Origin of the sequence: Listeria rocourtiae FSL F6-920, assembly GCF_000525975.1 — a bacterium.
GTDB lineage: Bacteria > Bacillota > Bacilli > Lactobacillales > Listeriaceae > Listeria_A > Listeria_A rocourtiae.
The window spans coordinates 1-16,943 of record NZ_AODK01000057.1 but is presented as its reverse complement, the minus strand read 5'-3'; the positions used below and the strand labels follow the sequence as shown (position 1 = coordinate 16,943).

Below are 16,943 nucleotides of genomic sequence, written 5' to 3'. Positions count from 1 at the left end.
TGAGCCCAATCGCCATCGACATCGCCAGACTATATCCAAGAATTTTCCCCAAAATGGCCGAAAAAACGACGCTTCCTGTAACTCCAATGGCGAACGCGATACAAAGTGGTCCGATAAGCGCAACTAAATCGTCCACAGAAGACGTAGCTAGCGGGCCGAAAATAATGAGCAAAATACCAATCATCATCAACCCATATGCATCGATACCAACTAGAATATTCGGTTTCAAAACACCAAACGTACGAAGTAAAATACCAAGAAATAACGCTATAACAAATTGGTTTACAATACCATTCGTCAGATCAGAAATAAAACCAGCCAGCATAACTACCGCACCTACTACAAACAAAGTTCCCGCTGTCGTTTGCAACGCTTTCGGCAATATCGTTTTTGGCTCCTTATCTTCCTCTTTTTTGACTGGCGCCTTCACTTTCAATCGTCCAGCACGGTATTCCCCCTTCACACGATGCGCCTCTTTCCGCAAAATAATCGACGTCAACGGATAACCAATTAACCCTTGAAAAGCCGATATCAATACCGCAAAAACAGCAACTAATACTAGCCCAGATGCCAAAGCTGCCTCTTGAACAATGATAACCGCAACCGTCGTACCACTAATCGCTCCAATCGCTGAAATGATGAAATTTTGATCCAAGAAAAAAGAACCAATCGTGAAAAGGAAAACGATAATGCCAAGTATAGCAGAGATACCAATAAGAACTGTTTTCCATTGTTTTTTCAGCTCATCAATACTAATCATCGTCCCAATATGCACAATCAACATGCCAATGACCGTCTGACCAAGCGCAAGTAAAGAAGAGCTTGTCAACAAATCTTCTGGGAAAATATTCGTTTTAAACCCGACGATGAAAATTATCGCAGCTACGAGTAAAGATGAAATAACCGACTTCGTTTTCTTAGCCACAAAATCTCCAATTGTCCAAATAAGCATAATAATTGTAAAAGCTGTAACTGGATTCATATAAATCCCTCATTTCCTTAAAATTATTCCGACCAACATATTAACCTACGCAATATCCTCATGCTTTCTATGCGTTCTTTACTCTGTTAATTATCGAACAAATTAATAAGAATGTTCTGAAACTTAAAATTAACAATAAGTACTAATAAATAATTGAACAAGAGTAAAATATTTACTGCCACAAGAATTGTAGCATGATATGTAGCCATTTATCAAATAACAATCATACTACGATTCTTAGCTAGTACTTCTATCTAATACCCATCTCTGCTACTCTTTTAACCATAATTACGCAAATTAACTACAAAAAAAAGAAAAAAACCGCCTGAAACGACTAATATTGGAGATTTTCTACCATCTTCAAAAAGTCGATATCCTACGGTTTTATACTTTAAAGTCCGGTTGGCTGGCTTTAATTTAAGAATATTTAAATTTGCATAATCGCCTCAAAAAATCTATACACACTATTTCGCCTGCACTAACTCTAACGGTGAATCTATCTTACTTGGGACATCCTTACCTGCAAAATAATCATATGCAGCCTGAAGAGCTAACCTTCCCATTTCCACAGGTTTTTGAGCTACAGTTCCTGCCATCTCTCCTGCTGCAACGGCTTTTAGTCCATCTTCATTACCATCAAATCCAATAACCTGTATGTTTGCTTTCCCTGCTGATTTCAACGCCTCTACTGCCCCCAATGCCATTTCATCATTTTGTGCAAAAACTGCTTCGATATCTGGATTCGATTGTAACATGTTCTCCATTACCGTTAAGCCTTTAGCACGATCGAAGTCCGCTGATTGACTTTCAACAAGCTGTAATTCCTTCTTAGCAATGCTTTCAAATCCTTCACCGCGTTCACGTGTAGCTGATGCCCCTGGTGTTCCTTCTAGTTGAGCTACATTCGCCCCTTTTCCGATTTTCTCCTCAATGAACTCCGCTGCCATTTTTCCGCCTTTTACATTATCTGAGGTAACTAACGTTAAAACTTTCCCTCCATCTGAGCTTCTATCCAGCGCAATGATAGGAATATTAGCCTCATTTGCTGCTTCCACTGCTGGCTGAATCGCTGAGGAGTCCACTGGATTGATTAAAATAGCATCCACTTTTTGTTGAATCAAGTCATCAATATCATTACTTTGCTTGGTCGCATCATTTTGTGCGTCGACAATGATAGTCTTTGTCTTATTCTCTTTTGCAAGCGTTGTAACACCTTCTCTAATAGATACAAAAAATGGATTATTCAACGTAGAAATACTTACACCGACTTTTAATTCTGCTGGTTTTTTCTCTACAACCTTAGCGTTCTCTTTTGATTCGTCATTACCTAAATTCGCAACACTGCATCCTGACAAAAATAACACTACCGCCATCATCGCTATTACTAATTTTTTTCATTTTGTGTTTCTCCCTTCGTTTTTCATTTATTTTGTCTACGATCTAGTAATACCGCAATGATAATCACTAAACCTTTTACAATCTGTTGATAAAAACTAGATACTCCTAACAAATTCAGGCCGTTATTAATTGTTCCAATAATCAAAGCACCAATCAATGTCCCAAAAAGTCGTCCTTTTCCGCCAGATAAACTTGTACCTCCTAAAACTACAGCTGCGATAGCATCCATCTCATAAGACACTCCAGCTGTTGGTTGGGCTGAGTTCAGCCTTGAAGTCAGTATGATACCCGCGATCGATGCCATAAATCCTGAAATAGTATAGATGATTATTTGAACTTTATTTGTTTTCACACCCGCAATTTTAGCTGCATGTATATTTCCACCCACAGCGTATGTTTTTTTACCAAATGCCGTTTTATGCAATAAGATATATAACAACAAGAAACATATCACCATAATGATAATTGGAACGGGTACCCCAAAAAGATATCCTTTTCCAACAAACTGAAAGATAAAGCTATCTCCAATCCCTGTAATCGGGTTGCCATCCGTGAAAACTAGTGTAGCCCCACGATAAATTGTCATGGTAGCTAGTGTAGCAATAAATGGAGCCAAATTACCTTTTGCTACTAAAATGCCATTAATCATACCGAGAAAAGCACCTAAAAGCATCCCTAAGCACATCGCAATAAGCGGTGAAATGCCACTCGCAATAATTCCAGCAGTCAATGCACCTGATAGCGCGAGTGTCGAGCCAACAGATAGATCAATACCACCTGTGAGAATAACAAAGCTCATGCCAAAAGCGATCAGTGCGTTAATAGATACTTGCCGTAGCAGGTTTAGTAAATTATCAGTCGTCATAAAACTTGGGTTTAGCGCTGTGACAACAACAATCAGCACAATAAGCGCCAGCACAGGACCCAATGAGCCAACTGCGAAAATCCTTTTTTTCGTATTTCCCATCTTACATTCCCCCTGTTGCTAAGTTCATTATTTTTTCCTGTGTTGCATCGTCTCTTCCGACCTCGCCCGCAATGCGTCCTTCGTGTATCACAATAATTCGATCACTAACACGCAGGACTTCTGGCAGATCACTTGAAATCATTATAATAGCTACCCCACGTGCCGCCAGTTCGTTCATCAATAAATAAATTTCCCTTTTTGCTCCTACATCAACGCCACGTGTAGGCTCATCTAAAATCAAAACCTGTGGACCAATCCCCACCCATTTAGACAACACAACCTTTTGTTGATTTCCTCCTGACAAACTTCTCACTGGAATTTCTTTACTTTCAGCCTTTACCGTTAACCTTTTCATCAGCAATTCGACAAAATCATCCATTGTTTTCTTTTCCAACAGCCCATGTTTTGTGAATCCATCGATAGAAGGTAACGTCATATTATCTGCTAAGCTAAAATCCATGATTAAGCCTTCATCTTTACGGTTCTCGGTTAGAAATCCAATTCCCTGCTCAATTGCTTGTGACGGCTGACGAATCAAGATAGGCTTTCCATTCAATCTTAACTCACCTGTATCATAGCTATCCATGCCAAAAATAGCGCGCATAATCTCCGTCCGACCAGATCCCATTAATCCTGAAAAACCGACAATTTCACCTTCTCGTACAGAAAAAGAAATGTCTTTAAAAGTTGGGGTAGATGTAAAATTCTCCACTTCAAATTTCACGCTACCAATCGGATTCTTTTTTTCAGGATAAAAATCTCCTATATTTCTACCAACCATATCCTTTACAATTTGCTGCACATCAACATCTGCAACACTGTACTGACTAACAGATTTCCCATCTCGCATCACCGTAATCCGATCACATAACGCAAATATTTCTTCCATTCTGTGAGATATGTAAACGATAGTTACACCTCTCTCTCTAACCCCCCTAATAATCCGAAATAAATTCGCAATTTCCGTTTCTGAAAGGGCAGCAGTCGGTTCATCCATAATTAAAACCTGTCCATTGACCATTAATGATTTAGCAATTTCCAGCATTTGCTGCTGTCCAACAGACAAAGTACTCACCTGCGCATCTAAATTTAATGAAATCTGTAATTCATCAAAAATACCTTGCACGATTTTCTTCATATTTTTATTGTCTAGCAGTCCTATAGATGTCGTTAATTCTTTATTTAAGTACATATTTTCTAAAACCGTCATATTTAAGAACGTATTCATTTCTTGGTGCATAAATGTGATACCGAATTCCTCTGCTTCCTTAGCATTTTTGAAATAACGCTCCTGCCCATCAATCCGTATAAATCCAGCATCCCGCTTATGCAAACCAGTTAAAATATTCATCAATGTCGATTTACCAGCACCGTTCTCTCCCATCAAAGCATGAATTTCACCAGTTTTCAGCTCCAAGTCAACACCTGCAAGTACTTCATTTGAGCCAAAACTTTTGTGTATCTCTTTCATTTGGATTTCCATACACGCACTCCTCTCCGGTTTTTAAAAGACTACTGCTGATTGTAAAATGACATTGGCAAAAGGTGTATTTTCACCTGTACGGATGATTGCTTTTACATTCTTGCTTAATTGTTTGAATTCTTCGTGCGTGACCCAATCAATATCTGAAAATAAAAGATCCATTTTCTGATATAACGCCATATTATGTTGCTTCATTTCTTCCGCAAGTATCACTTTCTCAACCGCGATATCCTTTAACAAAACTTCTAATACGGTATAAAACGATGGCGTCCCCAGTTCTAGTGAAATATCGATTTGTTTTACATTCGAGGGGACAGGCAAACCACAATCACCAATGATAATCTGATCTGTATGTCGTAAATCATCTATAATTTTAGCTATTTCTGAATTTAGTATGCCTCTTTTCTTCATAATAACGCTTTCACCTTTTCATAAATTGGAATCCCATCTTGCGCGCCCTCCGTTTGAATTGCCAATCCAGCAGCGACATTCCCTAACTGCACACTTTGCTTAATGGAACCTCCATCCATAATCCCTTTCGCAAGAAAACCATTAAATGTATCTCCAGCGCCAGTTGTATCTACTATACTGGCAATTTCCCTAGCAGAGACCATTATTTCATTCTTACCGTCATAAAAAATGGCTCCGCGATCCCCAAGTGTCACAATCAATTTATTCGGATACTTCCTCAACACTTCAGATAATTCTTGATTCTGGAATAGTATGTTAAATTCATGTTCATTCGGCGTTAAGTAACTGACTTTATCAATGTATGACTCTGGTATTTCTTTAGCAGGCGCAGGATTATACAGAACTGGAATCTGATTTTTAACGCAAAAATCAATGACTGCACAAATTGTCTCCATTGGTATCTCATTTTGCAATACAACCATATCCATCTGCTTTAGCTTTTCGTAATGTGCCTCTACATCAGATATCGAAATCAGATCGTTGGCTCCTGGCACAATCACAATTCGATTATCTCCGTTCATAATTTGAATATGGGCAGAACCACTACTAACATCTTTTAAAGTTGACACCATCTCACAGTCGATATGATGATATTCTAAGTTGTGAATCAAATCCGTTCCGAGTGCGTCATCTCCAACCGCCCCTAACATAAATACCTCCACCCCAGCGCGACTTAAAGCGATTGCCTGATTTGCACCCTTTCCTCCAAAGAACGTTCGAAAACGCTTACCAACAACTGTCTCTCCTTGATTTGGAATCTGTTCAGTCGTTACAACGAAATCTTTGGATATACTACCAATGACTGCTATCTTCTTCATATGATCACCTCTAAATTTATATGTAACCGGTTACCTATATGGGTATAATAACACTCCTCATTTAAAATGTAAACCCTTTCACCTCAAACTTCCTCCTTTTTGCAGTGAAACCGGAAGAATCTGTTCTTCAATACTGTCTACTTCCCCATTTAGCATTTTTACCATTAAAGTCGCTGCCGCCTCTCCCATTTCATAGACCGGCTGTTTAATTGTTGTTAGTTTCGGATACACCATGTTTGAAAAAGGAATACCATCGTAACCCATGATTTGCAAATCGGCAGGGATAGAAAGCCCTCTTTGTTGCGCTTCTTGCATGATTCTTAAAGCAAGATAATCATTAGCTGCAATGACGGTATCAACAGTAGGATATTTTTCGAAGATTGTACCGGCAATTTTATCTAGCTCGTTTACATTAAATGAGCTCGTTTCGAAGATTTCATAGTTAGTAGTTTCGGCATCCAGAACATCGATTAAGCCATCCAGCCTTTTTTTTAGCACTTTGAAAAGCTAGATTTCCGGTAATAATTAAGATATTAGTGAAAGTCGTTTTTAAGATTTCGTTAGCAATGATTTGTCCACCAAGATAATCATCCGGTAACACACGGTTAAAAGGACTCTCGTAGACTCGGTCAATACCCACTACCGAAATATTATCAATTGGCTTGATCGGTAGCGCTGTGATGATGCCACTCACATTATTCTTGGTGAAAGCAGTGATATACTCTTGTAAAAGTTCCTCTGAATCAGAAGTATTAGCGAGCATCATCATGTAACCATTTTTGTTTAATACTTTCTCAATCCCTTTCGCTAATAAAGGAAAATAAGGATTCGCAATATCCGGTAGTAATATCCCGATAATTTTTGATTTTTTTTTGAAATAAAGAGCGCGCGACCTCATTAGGAACGTAATTCAGTTCCTTTATCACCTCTGCGATTTTCTCTCCCGTCTCGCTACGCACATATCCATTTTTATTGATATATCGTGACACACTAGCCACTGATACACCCGCTTTTTTCGCCACATCTCTTATTGTTACCATTTTTTCGCACTCCCTTAGTTCTTGCTTTTTACCCACAAAATCTATTTTAGTGGAAATAGGCGGAAAAAGATAGTTATTGGGTGTGGGGGATTGTTTTGAATGTGAGCATTGATGTTTTTTGACGCATGGGAACTGCGTAAGTTAAGTCAAGTGGCTGAATTTAACCCGAAATCTATTCTTCCAGCTGAATTTGAATATGTTGATTTAGAAAGTGTTGTTGGTACCACGATGATTTCACACCGAACTGAAAAAAAAGCTAATGCCCCTTCACGAGCTCAAAGGTTAGCTAAAAAAGGAGATGTTTTTTATCAAACTGTAAGGCCGTATCAAAAGAATAATTACTTATTTGATTTAACTCACGATAACTATGTTTTCTCAACAGGTTACGCTCAAATCCGTCCCAATATTTATAGCTATTTTTTACTTAACTGTATGCAAGAAGACAATTTTGTGAAGAAGGTCTTGGATAGAAGTACAGGAACGAGTTATCCATCTATCAATTCAAATGATTTAGCTGATATTGAGATAAAAGTTCCAAAAAAATCTGAAGAACAACAAAAAATCGGCCAATTCTTCAAACAACTTGACAATACTATCGCTCTTCATCAACGTAAGTTAGATACTCTAAAGCAGATGAAGAAAGGCTTTCTTCAGCAAATGTTCCCAGAAAATGAGGAGAAGGTGCCCAAAGTACGGTTCGCTGATTTCGAAGAAGAATGGGCAATGTGTAAGTTGGGTGCTAGTGTGGAGAGTATTGGGACTGGGAGTAGCTCTTTTAGTTCAGGTGTTTTAAAATCAGGTACAACTCCCTATGAAGTTTTGGGCTCAACTTCTGTAATTTCATATGACAATGATTTTGATTACTCGGGAGATTTTGTTTTAACAGCTCGTGTAGGAGCAAATGCAGGAAAGCTATATAAACATTCAGGTGATGTAAAGATAAGTGATAACACAGTGTACATCCAGTCTAGTGAGTTAGATTTTATATTTAGTTTATTAGATAGATCCGATTTGAAGAGACTCTCTTTTGGGACAGGTCAACCATTAATAAAAGCAAGCGAATTAAAAAATTTAATTTTAGCTTTTCCTACTAATAGAAAAGAAAAAGCTAAAATTGGCAAGCTCTTTTCAAAATTCGACGACACTATCGCTTTGCATCAACAAAGACTAGAGCAACTCAAAACCTTAAAAAAAGGCTATCTCCAAAACATGTTCATCTAATCAAACATTTACACTCCAACCAACTTCCTAGATAATAAATATAGATGATGAACTCATCTATCAATTATCTGGGAGGGTTTTTATGAAAACAACGAGAAGAAAAGAGCAAATGTTTCATGAGTATTTTAAAGAGTGGGTGAATCTTTACAAGGTGGGGGCTATTCGTTCTATTACCTTGCAAAAATACTATGTAGCTGAACAAAAATTACAAGAACTTGTACCAAATTTAAAACTGAAGGAACTAGATCGATATAGCTATCAACAATTGTTAAATGATTATGCGCTTACCCATGAAAAGCAAACTACTATGGATTTTCATCACCATTTGAAAGGTGCTATTTTAGATGCGGTAGATGAAGGGGTTCTTACTCAAAACCCTACAAGAAAAATCGTAATTAAAGGAAAAGCTCCGCGAACTAAAAAAGCAAAATTTCTAAATCAATTTGAAGTTCAAGCCTTATTAAAAGAGTTGAATTTGACAGAAGAAATTAATTGGGATTGGTTTATCTTGTTAGTTGTTAAAACAGGCCTTCGTTTCTCAGAAGCACTGGCTTTAACGCCTTTAGATTTTGATTTTTCCAAACAAAAAATAGAAATTAATAAAACTTGGAATTACAAGAAGGCAACTGGTTCTTTTCAACCGACAAAAAATGAATCTTCCAACAGAAAAATTCAAATCGATTGGCAATTAGCTATGCAATTTTCACAATTAATAAAAGTTAGAGAACCGGATAACCCAATTTTTGTTAAAAGTAGAGTGTTCAATTCCACCATTAATAATCGCTTGAAAGTATTATGTATTCGTGCAGACATCCCAATTATTACAGTTCATAGTTTACGGCACACGCATGCTTCTTTACTGTTATTTGCAGGTGTCTCAATTGCCAGTGTTGCAAATCGGTTAGGACATTCTAGTATGACAACGACTCAAGAAACTTATCTTCATATTATTCAGGAATTGGAAAATCAGGATAACGATAAAATTATCCGACATCTGTCAATGTTGATGTAATAAATAAACCCCATCAAGCTACGTGAGACGCTAGATGGGGTTTGTTTTATATGAACATATTTTGGAGATAGGCTTTTTTTTAAAATTTTGAGTTGATCTAATTTTTGTTGATGAAAAGCGATAATATTGTCTATATTGGTAAAAAAAATTCCCAATAATTTCTGTTCTTCTAATTCTGGCACTAGTATATCCCAATTTTTCACTTCAGACATAGGCACCAGATTAATCATTGCTGACCCAGGATTAGAACCCGTCAACATCCTTTGCATGTTTTCAGAGCGCATTAACTGTAAGAAGTATTTAGAGTCCGTTTTTTCATGATTCAGTTTAAACCTAATAAGTGCTTGATTGAAAACTCCATGTTTTATCCCCTCTGGGACTAAAGAAATACGACCGATAGTTCCTGCGCCACTCATAATAAAATCTCCTGGCAACACTTTAAATTTGATTAGTTCTTCATATTTATCTTTAGTAATATTATAGCGTGTTTCATATTTGTTATAGATGGCATTTTGCTGTTCATAAACAACATAATCACTTTCTTTAACAAATAAATCTTTTTTTAGTGCACTTCCAAAAGGGCCACGTCTAATTCCATTGTTAGTATCAACTAGATTATGAAACTTACGCAGTGCCCATTCTTCTTCGAAACCAGCGAACCGTACTTTCGGCACCTTCTCCTCATTTTCTGGGAACATTTGCTGAAGAAAGCCTTTCTTCATCTGCTTTAGAGTATCTAACTTACGTTGATGAAGAGCGATAGTATTGTCTATTTGTTTAAAGAAAGAGCCGATTTTTTGTTGTTCCTCAACAGAGGGTATATTAACATTAATCCCCACAAACTCATTAAAATTAATATTTAGCAAACCATCCATGCGAGCGCCAGATGAAACAAGTTTAGCTAATTCTCTATCAGGTCGTTTTGTAGCAAAAATATACTCAATAAAATCGGAAGTCGCCAGTACATTAGTTTCAAAACTATGGTAAACACGCGGCACTAGGGCTTCATCGTACGTTTTCAATTCAAATACAGCACCATATTTAGCAAGCTTTGAATTACCGTGATTATAAGAAAGCTGTCCTTTTTTTAGCAACGTATAGTTCATTTGTTCTTTACCAGCGATATTTCCTGAAAATCGGTCTTTTTGATCTAACCAACCACTACCAGCGGAAATAGTAAGTGTTGGTAAGTCCATTCGCCCATCGTTTCCACGGACTCGCTTGGTGATATCTCCCAACTTACGCAGTTCCCATGCGTCAAAAAAGCCATTAAATCGAAGCACAGGTGCGCTTTTTCTCTCATCTTTCATCGAAATACCGCCTTTGTAGCTTCGATGATTTCTTTGGTATCAGGAGTTACTGCTAACTCATCCAATAACGATAAAAAATCAATTTCAGCCTTTTCAATTTCAGAATTCAGAGTAACCATTTCTTTGCCCAATTCTACTAAATCGATAGGCTCCTCTGCTTCAAAAGTATCCACATAGCGAGGAATATTTAAATTATAATCATTCTCTTTAATTTCATCTAAGGTTGCAAGGTGCGAGTATTTCTCAATTTCTTTACGGTTGATCACTATATCAACAATCTTTTCAACATCTTCTGGACGCAAATGATTTTGACTTTTCAATTTCTCAAAGCCTTTACTTGCATCAATAAATAAAATATCTGATTCAATCCGATGCTTTCTTAAAATTAAGACACAAACTGGAATGGATGCATTTAAGAAGAGTTTATCAGGAAAACCAATTATAGCCTCAATTTGGTGCTTATCAATAAGGACTTTGCGAATACGCCCCTCCGCAGCTCCACGGAATAATACACCGTGAGGCAGAATAATTGCCATACGTCCGCTATCATCTAAATGATACAAACAGTGCAGCAAAAATGCATAGTCAGCTTTGGTTTTAGGTGCAACACCATACTCACGCCATCGAGAATCATCTTCACGATCTTTATTATTCCAATGAGCCGAATATGGCGGATTTGCCATCACAGCGTCAAACATGCGCGGATTATCCTTTCCATCTACAACACCGTCTGGCCAGTCACTTTCAAGTGTGTCTGCATGATTAATACTGATATCATTGTATTCAACTCCATGCATCATCAAGTTCATTCTTGATAAACGATAAGGTGTTGCATCCTTTTCTTGTCCAAAATACTTAATACTTCCACGTTTATGAGAATTAGCTAAATAGCTTGCTGTGGTAAGTAATAGCGAGCCCGATCCAACAGTAGGATCGTAAATAGAAAAACTCTCTTGATTTTCTCGACCATTTGTCAAAATTCGAGCCATTACATCAGAAATCTCTTTTGGCGTATAATATTGTCCCATATCAGATGCTAATACTGTAGCAAATTGCGCAACTAAATATTCATAAATATCTGAAATTGTATCATTGCCACCTGATAAATCAAATTCAGAAGTTGATAACAACTCAATCATAGAAATCATTACACTTGCACGAGCTTGTGCGTTCGCCCCTAAATCAGCACTATCAAATCGCATACCATCAAAAATACCTTCAAAATCTCTCTTTGCTTCAAAGGCGATTTGTTGATTGAAATGACCGAATGTATCTGTCATCATTCCAATATTAAAACGGTCTTCATCGATTGCTTTTTTCCAATCTACAAAGAAATCATTGGGTCGGATTGCGTATCCCAAGTTCTTTTTCACATAATCTAATGCTTTAGCTGAGTCCTGAGAATAAACACTTTCCCATGTTTCTTCACCACGCAATGCAGTTTTTAACCAGCGTGTTGCCTTTTCAGATAGGTATTTATAAAATAAAATACCAAAGATATAGTCTTTATATGCAGTCAACCCAATTTGCCCACGTGTTTGATTAAGCATTGCCCACATTTTCGTTTGTTGTTCACTCGATAGTGCCATTGAAATTTACCCTCTTTCTCCTGTTTGTTAAATCCAATAAAAATCAGAGTTTACTTACAGCGAATTAAAAAATGCCATTAATGCTTCTTCAAAGTCTGACGCTCCAAAGAACCCAATATTTTCTTCCTCCTTAATCTCATGCACAATATCTGCAAGTTTTGGGTTATCAATGAGGCTATGACCAGGTAAAAACAAGTCAAATGCTTCCACAATTCGATTCCCGTTCACATCTTGATTCGCTGCCCAACGACGTATCTTCAATTCTCTGCGTTCAGTACGATATTTTTTTACGTGTTTCTCGAAGTGATTCAGTTGTGAAGTGTTTCGTAATTTCACCGGATTCGATATCATCCACAATTTCATGTATTTCCTGACGATTTTCATCATTCATTGGTCTGATATGTTTATCAATCGCTTCTTTATTTGTTTCATTCTTGTTATCTATAAACGCATTCAAGAGTTCAACCAATCTATCGTAGTCAATAATTTCATGATCAAACAGTTCAATGCCTATTTTAATTTCAGTCAAGTCAGGACGTTCATTGGGAGGTAATTTCTCTCGTGCATCATTTAATCTAGCTTGCAAGGCTCCAAATTCTTCACTACTTGAGATATCCAGTCGAACAGTCTGTCCTGTTGGTTCCCCATTTTCATTCAACTCCTCAATTTCGCTACCTAATTCGTATCCCTGCTGCACTAAGCGCTGGATCTTATTTTGTGTAACCAAGGCAAGGTTTACAAATTCCTTTAAATCACTCTCACCACGAGGAATTTGGCTAAAATCATCACCTGTAAGCTCCTTCAATCTTGAGACAGCCTCTTCCAAATCTTTTATTTGCTGACTTTGTGGCTTAGCTAAAATATCATCATTTTCTAAGTCTTTAGGCAACTGATTATCAGTCTCCTCTTTTGCTTCCTGAAGAGTATCATTTCCTCCTCTTGTATAAATACGCAAGGCGTTTTCAACAAATTCTTGCATAGCATCTCCTTGTCGATAAAAACGCACTTTTCCATGAGGCTTACTGTTAAGATTAAGCGTTCGATTAGTTCGTGACATTGCTTGAATAAGCATACCTTCCTTGAGCATTTTATCCATGTAAATCATATTGATATACTTTGAATCAAAACCCGTTAATAACTGATCTGAAACAATCACTAAATCTAGTCGATCTTCTTCTTTATCTTGATTATACGGCTTCTTACGTGCCAATCGTTTCGTAATATCTAACATGTAAGCGCGAGCTGGATCATTGGCATCCAAAATACTAGGAACATTAAATTTCTCAGTATAATCCTTAATCGCTTTTTTCAATGCTTCATTTTGCTCTTTCGTTCCAGACTCATTAGATTCATCACGAGAAAAAGTCATTGCTACATTTAGGTGAGGTGCTTTTTCTTTAAAAATATTGTAATAATGTACAACAGCTTGTTTACCAGAAGCAGCTAGCATAGCTTGGAATGTATTTTCTTCACGCCTTCCTGCAATCAATGCCCCACTAGATGTTTTCTTCCAGTTTGTCAGGATATCCTGGACAACCTCTTGACGATAAATGTCACTTTGATAGACTTCCTTTTCATAGTCCTTCTCAGAAAAATTATTCTCTGGATGTTCAACAACCCAATGTGGTCGGAAGTATGTTACATCAAAACCTAACACATTTCCGTCACCAATTGCATCTTTAATAGTGTAAGTATGCAGCCGCTTACCGAAAATATCGTGTGTTGAGATATCGCGAGATGTCTTGACATCATTTATTTCATCACTATAAAAGTTCGGAGTCCCTGTGAAACCAAACCATGTTGTTTTTTTGAAAGCTGTCTTAATTAACTGTACAGACTCACCGCTTGCACTTCGATGGGCTTCATCCATAATAATAACGTTCCAGTCATCATTTTTTAATCCCTTTTTCACAGCTTTAGTTAAGCCCTGGACAGAAATGAGCAAGATTTGTGACGCGCCTTTATGCTTTAATTCTCGCTTCAATTCTCTGCCATTAACCTTCTTAATACGATTTTTAAAGTGAACATAAGCAAAGTCCTTAAAATTTTCAAGTGTTTGATCAATCAAATCAACACGATCTACGATAAACAACACGTTTCTAACTCTAGGAGCCGAGGCTAAGAGCTGAGCGACCTTGAACGACGTCACAGTTTTTCCTGATCCAGTTGTATGCCAAATATAACCGCCTTCTTTTTGAATCAGACCACTTCTTTCCATTTCTTTCATGCGCTGTAAGATTTCTCGTGTTGCTTGAATTTGATAGCTACGCATAACCATTAAATTATCATTTGACGCATCTGGAATCATGTTAACTGTTACCAAACGATGTAAAGCAGGAATCCCCATTACTTGATGAGCAAATTCAAAGGCATCTGTGATATCCTCATTCTTTTCATCACGCCAACCAAACACAAAGGTTTTATTATAATTCTCAAACGCATTTGGTCGTGCAAAATAATGAGCTGAATGTTGACTCATAATGAACTGCACTTGTACAAAGGCAAATAATCCTTTATACAATCCATCTCCATCGTAACCTTTAAGCTGATCAAAGGCACTCCATTGATTTTGTAAATGTTCGTCCTTCATCTCAATATGCACAACTGGGATTCCATTAATAAGCAAGGCCACATCAATAATCCGCTTTGTTGTCAAACTTTCAGGTAAGTAGTCAAAAGTTACTTGACTAACAATTTCATAGCGAGAACGTCCCCCTGCCACATCATCTTCGTAAAAAATTTCAATTTCTAAACTAGAACCATCATCACGAGTAATAGGAATCGACCCCACTCCTCCTGCACCTACCAACAAAAGTTGAGCATCATAAGGTGTTCGGATACGCTGTAACTCTTGAAGAACCAGTCCAAACTCAATATCAGATAATAATGTTCCATTTAATTTGTGGGCGTTTGTTTCATTCAAAATATCACGCCAATGCTGTTCAAGCTTCTTTATACTAACGTTAGAAAAATCTTTACGGTAGTTCCAGCCTTCAGCTTCTAATTTTTTAATTAATGCTTCTTCAAATTTTGCCTCTGCCAATTCAATACTCCCTTTCCGATATCAGTGCAAGTCCCTGCTACTCATCATTATCCCCATATAATTTATTCAAAAATGTCTTAAAGTCTTCCGCCAGTAAAAACATGTTATCCATTTCTGAATCAGATTCCATATCATGTCTCCAAAAATAAACTTTCTCTTTGTACCCGCTCTCCTCTATCCCTAAGCAGATTTCATTTCCAGCAGGATCATCGGCAATAGAAATGAAACCCTCTGGTATTTCACCATCCAATATTTCAAATGTCTCACCTAGATCCCCTGATTCTTCTCCAATACCATAAAATTTATTGACTAAGCTTACTCCTTCATCGTCTGATATTATAAAATTAGATTTTTCAGGGTATCCACCATTAAATTCCAGCAAAAAAGTCTTATATTCCAGTGGTAGGTGTAAACCATGCTTAGCTTCAAATATTTCAATATCCTTACTAGTTATTTTTTTTATTTTCACTGTTCATCTTAAACATTATTTCACGCTCCCTTTTATTTTTCCATTTACAGCAGATTGTCCACCAATATGCCTAAAATCTTTATGAATTTTCGCTTCAACAAGCTCCATTGTCCTTCCATCCTCATGATGATGCCAAGTATATCCTATTGGGGGCTTACTTAGTTCAGGAACAGGTGGTTGCGAATTCTTATCTAATTTTGCTTCAAGATTCGCTGCCTTGAAATCGGCTTGTGGGTTCTTAGGCGAAGCTACCTTTATCTTAACAGGCTCAACATTAGGGTGTCTGTAGTCTTTAAAGTCTGGATAACCATTCGGATACCTCACCGTCTGACCATTCTTGTTTGTATAGCTCCATGTGCCTTTACTATCAATAGAAATACTCCCGCCTTTTTTAATCCATTTCTCTAGTACTGGAGAGTTCATTGGCTTTGTCTCCATGATTTTCTTACTGATATTTTTCATCTCTAAATCTTTAGTTGCTTTGATTTTCAAATCACTTTGTATCTTGCTTAAGCTACTTTTGGGAACTTTAATACCTCTGCCTTTCATTGCAACAGCACCGAGCAATACTGCTGATATAATAGAAAAGCTTTGTGCCTTTGTGATTGGCTCGCCTGTAAGTAAATTATAGCCTTCCATTGCGGCTAGCATGTATTCTGTTTCAAAATCGATATCTGCCCCTGCCACTTCGCGCTTAATTGTACCATCTTTTAAACCGTCATTGTAAGCAATACTTGCTTCAGCCGTTTCTCGAGTCGTGATACCATTTTTACTTAAGACCCAATAGCTACCTTCCAGCGTCTTCGTGTAATCATCAAAGTTATACGTTTTCTTTGGTTTCTTCTCTGGTACTAGACGGTTAAGCCAACCTAATTGCATTTTGCTGGAATCATAAGTGTGTGTTGTCGCATTGAACACTTTTCCAGCAAGGATTTCATTCACCCCCGTCTTCACCTGATACATCCGCGATAAAACATCGTGCATCACGTTCGTGTGACTATGCTCAAAATCTAAATAGCGTTCTAAAATCTTGATTTCTTCTTTGATTTGCATCATCGACGTTTCCAGTCCCAGCTTCATGCCTATCTGTTGCCCAAGATTCAAGTTCCCCGTCATCGAATCCATCGCATGCGTGAAATC

At 37.4% G+C, this 16,943-nt stretch carries 17 protein-coding genes; 2 read left to right on the top strand and 15 right to left on the bottom strand.

The window, feature by feature from the left end; all coding sequences use genetic code 11:
* From PROCOU_RS14740 to PROCOU_RS19375, 9 genes are all read right to left on the bottom strand, one after another.
* Positions 1-982: hypothetical protein (locus PROCOU_RS14740; RefSeq protein WP_036073832.1), on the bottom strand; the 982-nt coding region annotated here is incomplete at its 3' end.
* A 464-nt stretch (positions 983-1,446) separates the two neighbouring features.
* A complete protein-coding gene (locus PROCOU_RS14735; protein ID WP_036073831.1) occupies positions 1,447-2,358 on the bottom strand; it encodes a D-ribose ABC transporter substrate-binding protein in 912 nt (303 codons plus the stop codon).
* A 44-nt stretch (positions 2,359-2,402) separates the two neighbouring features.
* Complete coding sequence (locus PROCOU_RS14730; protein ID WP_036073829.1) at positions 2,403-3,347, bottom strand: ABC transporter permease subunit; 945 nt, start codon at positions 3,345-3,347, stop codon at positions 2,403-2,405.
* A gap of 1 nt (position 3,348) precedes the next feature.
* The gene (locus PROCOU_RS14725) at positions 3,349-4,830 is read right to left on the bottom strand and encodes a sugar ABC transporter ATP-binding protein (RefSeq protein ID WP_036073827.1); all 1,482 of its coding nucleotides are present in this window, start codon (positions 4,828-4,830) and stop codon (positions 3,349-3,351) included.
* A gap of 21 nt (positions 4,831-4,851) precedes the next feature.
* On the bottom strand, positions 4,852-5,241 hold the full coding sequence (gene rbsD, locus PROCOU_RS14720) for a D-ribose pyranase (RefSeq protein WP_036073824.1): 390 nt from the start codon (positions 5,239-5,241) through the stop codon (positions 4,852-4,854).
* Complete coding sequence (locus tag PROCOU_RS14715) at positions 5,238-6,119, bottom strand: ribokinase (protein WP_036073821.1); 882 nt, start codon at positions 6,117-6,119, stop codon at positions 5,238-5,240. The genes rbsD and PROCOU_RS14715 overlap by 4 nt, the downstream gene beginning before the upstream one ends.
* Before the next feature lie 78 nt (positions 6,120-6,197).
* Positions 6,198-6,617, bottom strand: coding sequence for a substrate-binding domain-containing protein (locus PROCOU_RS18970; protein ID WP_077913481.1), 420 nt, complete (start codon positions 6,615-6,617; stop codon positions 6,198-6,200).
* The gene (locus PROCOU_RS18965; protein ID WP_149023683.1) at positions 6,562-7,017 is read right to left on the bottom strand and encodes a type 1 periplasmic-binding domain-containing protein; all 456 of its coding nucleotides are present in this window, start codon (positions 7,015-7,017) and stop codon (positions 6,562-6,564) included. The genes PROCOU_RS18970 and PROCOU_RS18965 overlap by 56 nt, the downstream gene beginning before the upstream one ends.
* Positions 6,914-7,195 (bottom strand): LacI family DNA-binding transcriptional regulator, encoded by a 282-nt coding sequence (locus PROCOU_RS19375; RefSeq protein ID WP_425268390.1) that lies wholly within the window; start codon positions 7,193-7,195, stop codon positions 6,914-6,916. The genes PROCOU_RS18965 and PROCOU_RS19375 overlap by 104 nt, the downstream gene beginning before the upstream one ends.
* A 75-nt stretch (positions 7,196-7,270) precedes the next feature.
* Here PROCOU_RS19375 and PROCOU_RS17295 point away from each other — a divergent pair, with 75 nt between their 5' ends.
* Positions 7,271-8,380: a restriction endonuclease subunit S gene (locus PROCOU_RS17295; RefSeq protein ID WP_077913479.1), complete on the top strand. Its 1,110-nt coding sequence runs from the start codon at positions 7,271-7,273 to the stop codon at positions 8,378-8,380.
* Positions 8,381-8,462: 82 nt separating this feature from the next.
* On the top strand, positions 8,463-9,392 hold the full coding sequence (locus PROCOU_RS14700) for a site-specific integrase (RefSeq protein WP_036073818.1): 930 nt from the start codon (positions 8,463-8,465) through the stop codon (positions 9,390-9,392).
* Here PROCOU_RS14700 and PROCOU_RS14695 read toward each other — a convergent pair.
* The 6 genes from PROCOU_RS14695 to PROCOU_RS18685 form a co-directional block, all read right to left on the bottom strand.
* Positions 9,347-10,702, bottom strand: a complete 1,356-nt coding sequence (locus PROCOU_RS14695) for a restriction endonuclease subunit S (RefSeq protein ID WP_149023682.1) — start codon at positions 10,700-10,702, stop codon at positions 9,347-9,349. The genes PROCOU_RS14700 and PROCOU_RS14695 overlap by 46 nt on opposite strands.
* Positions 10,699-12,291 carry a type I restriction-modification system subunit M gene (locus PROCOU_RS14690; RefSeq protein ID WP_036073815.1) on the bottom strand — a complete coding sequence of 531 codons (1,593 nt, stop codon included), beginning with the start codon at positions 12,289-12,291 and terminating at the stop codon, positions 10,699-10,701. The genes PROCOU_RS14695 and PROCOU_RS14690 overlap by 4 nt, the downstream gene beginning before the upstream one ends.
* Positions 12,292-12,345: 54 nt before the next feature.
* Positions 12,346-12,552, bottom strand: coding sequence for a hypothetical protein (locus PROCOU_RS18690; RefSeq protein ID WP_244266338.1), 207 nt, complete (start codon positions 12,550-12,552; stop codon positions 12,346-12,348).
* A 10-nt stretch (positions 12,553-12,562) separates the two neighbouring features.
* Entirely contained in the window at positions 12,563-15,334 is a 2,772-nt protein-coding gene (locus tag PROCOU_RS14685; protein ID WP_244266337.1) for a type I restriction endonuclease subunit R, read from the bottom strand.
* Between the two features lie 37 nt (positions 15,335-15,371).
* Complete coding sequence (locus PROCOU_RS14680) at positions 15,372-15,803, bottom strand: SMI1/KNR4 family protein (protein WP_036073812.1); 432 nt, start codon at positions 15,801-15,803, stop codon at positions 15,372-15,374.
* A gap of 15 nt (positions 15,804-15,818) precedes the next feature.
* Positions 15,819-16,943 (bottom strand): HNH endonuclease (locus PROCOU_RS18685; protein WP_051994439.1); only part of this gene is annotated, 1,125 nt, incomplete at its 5' end.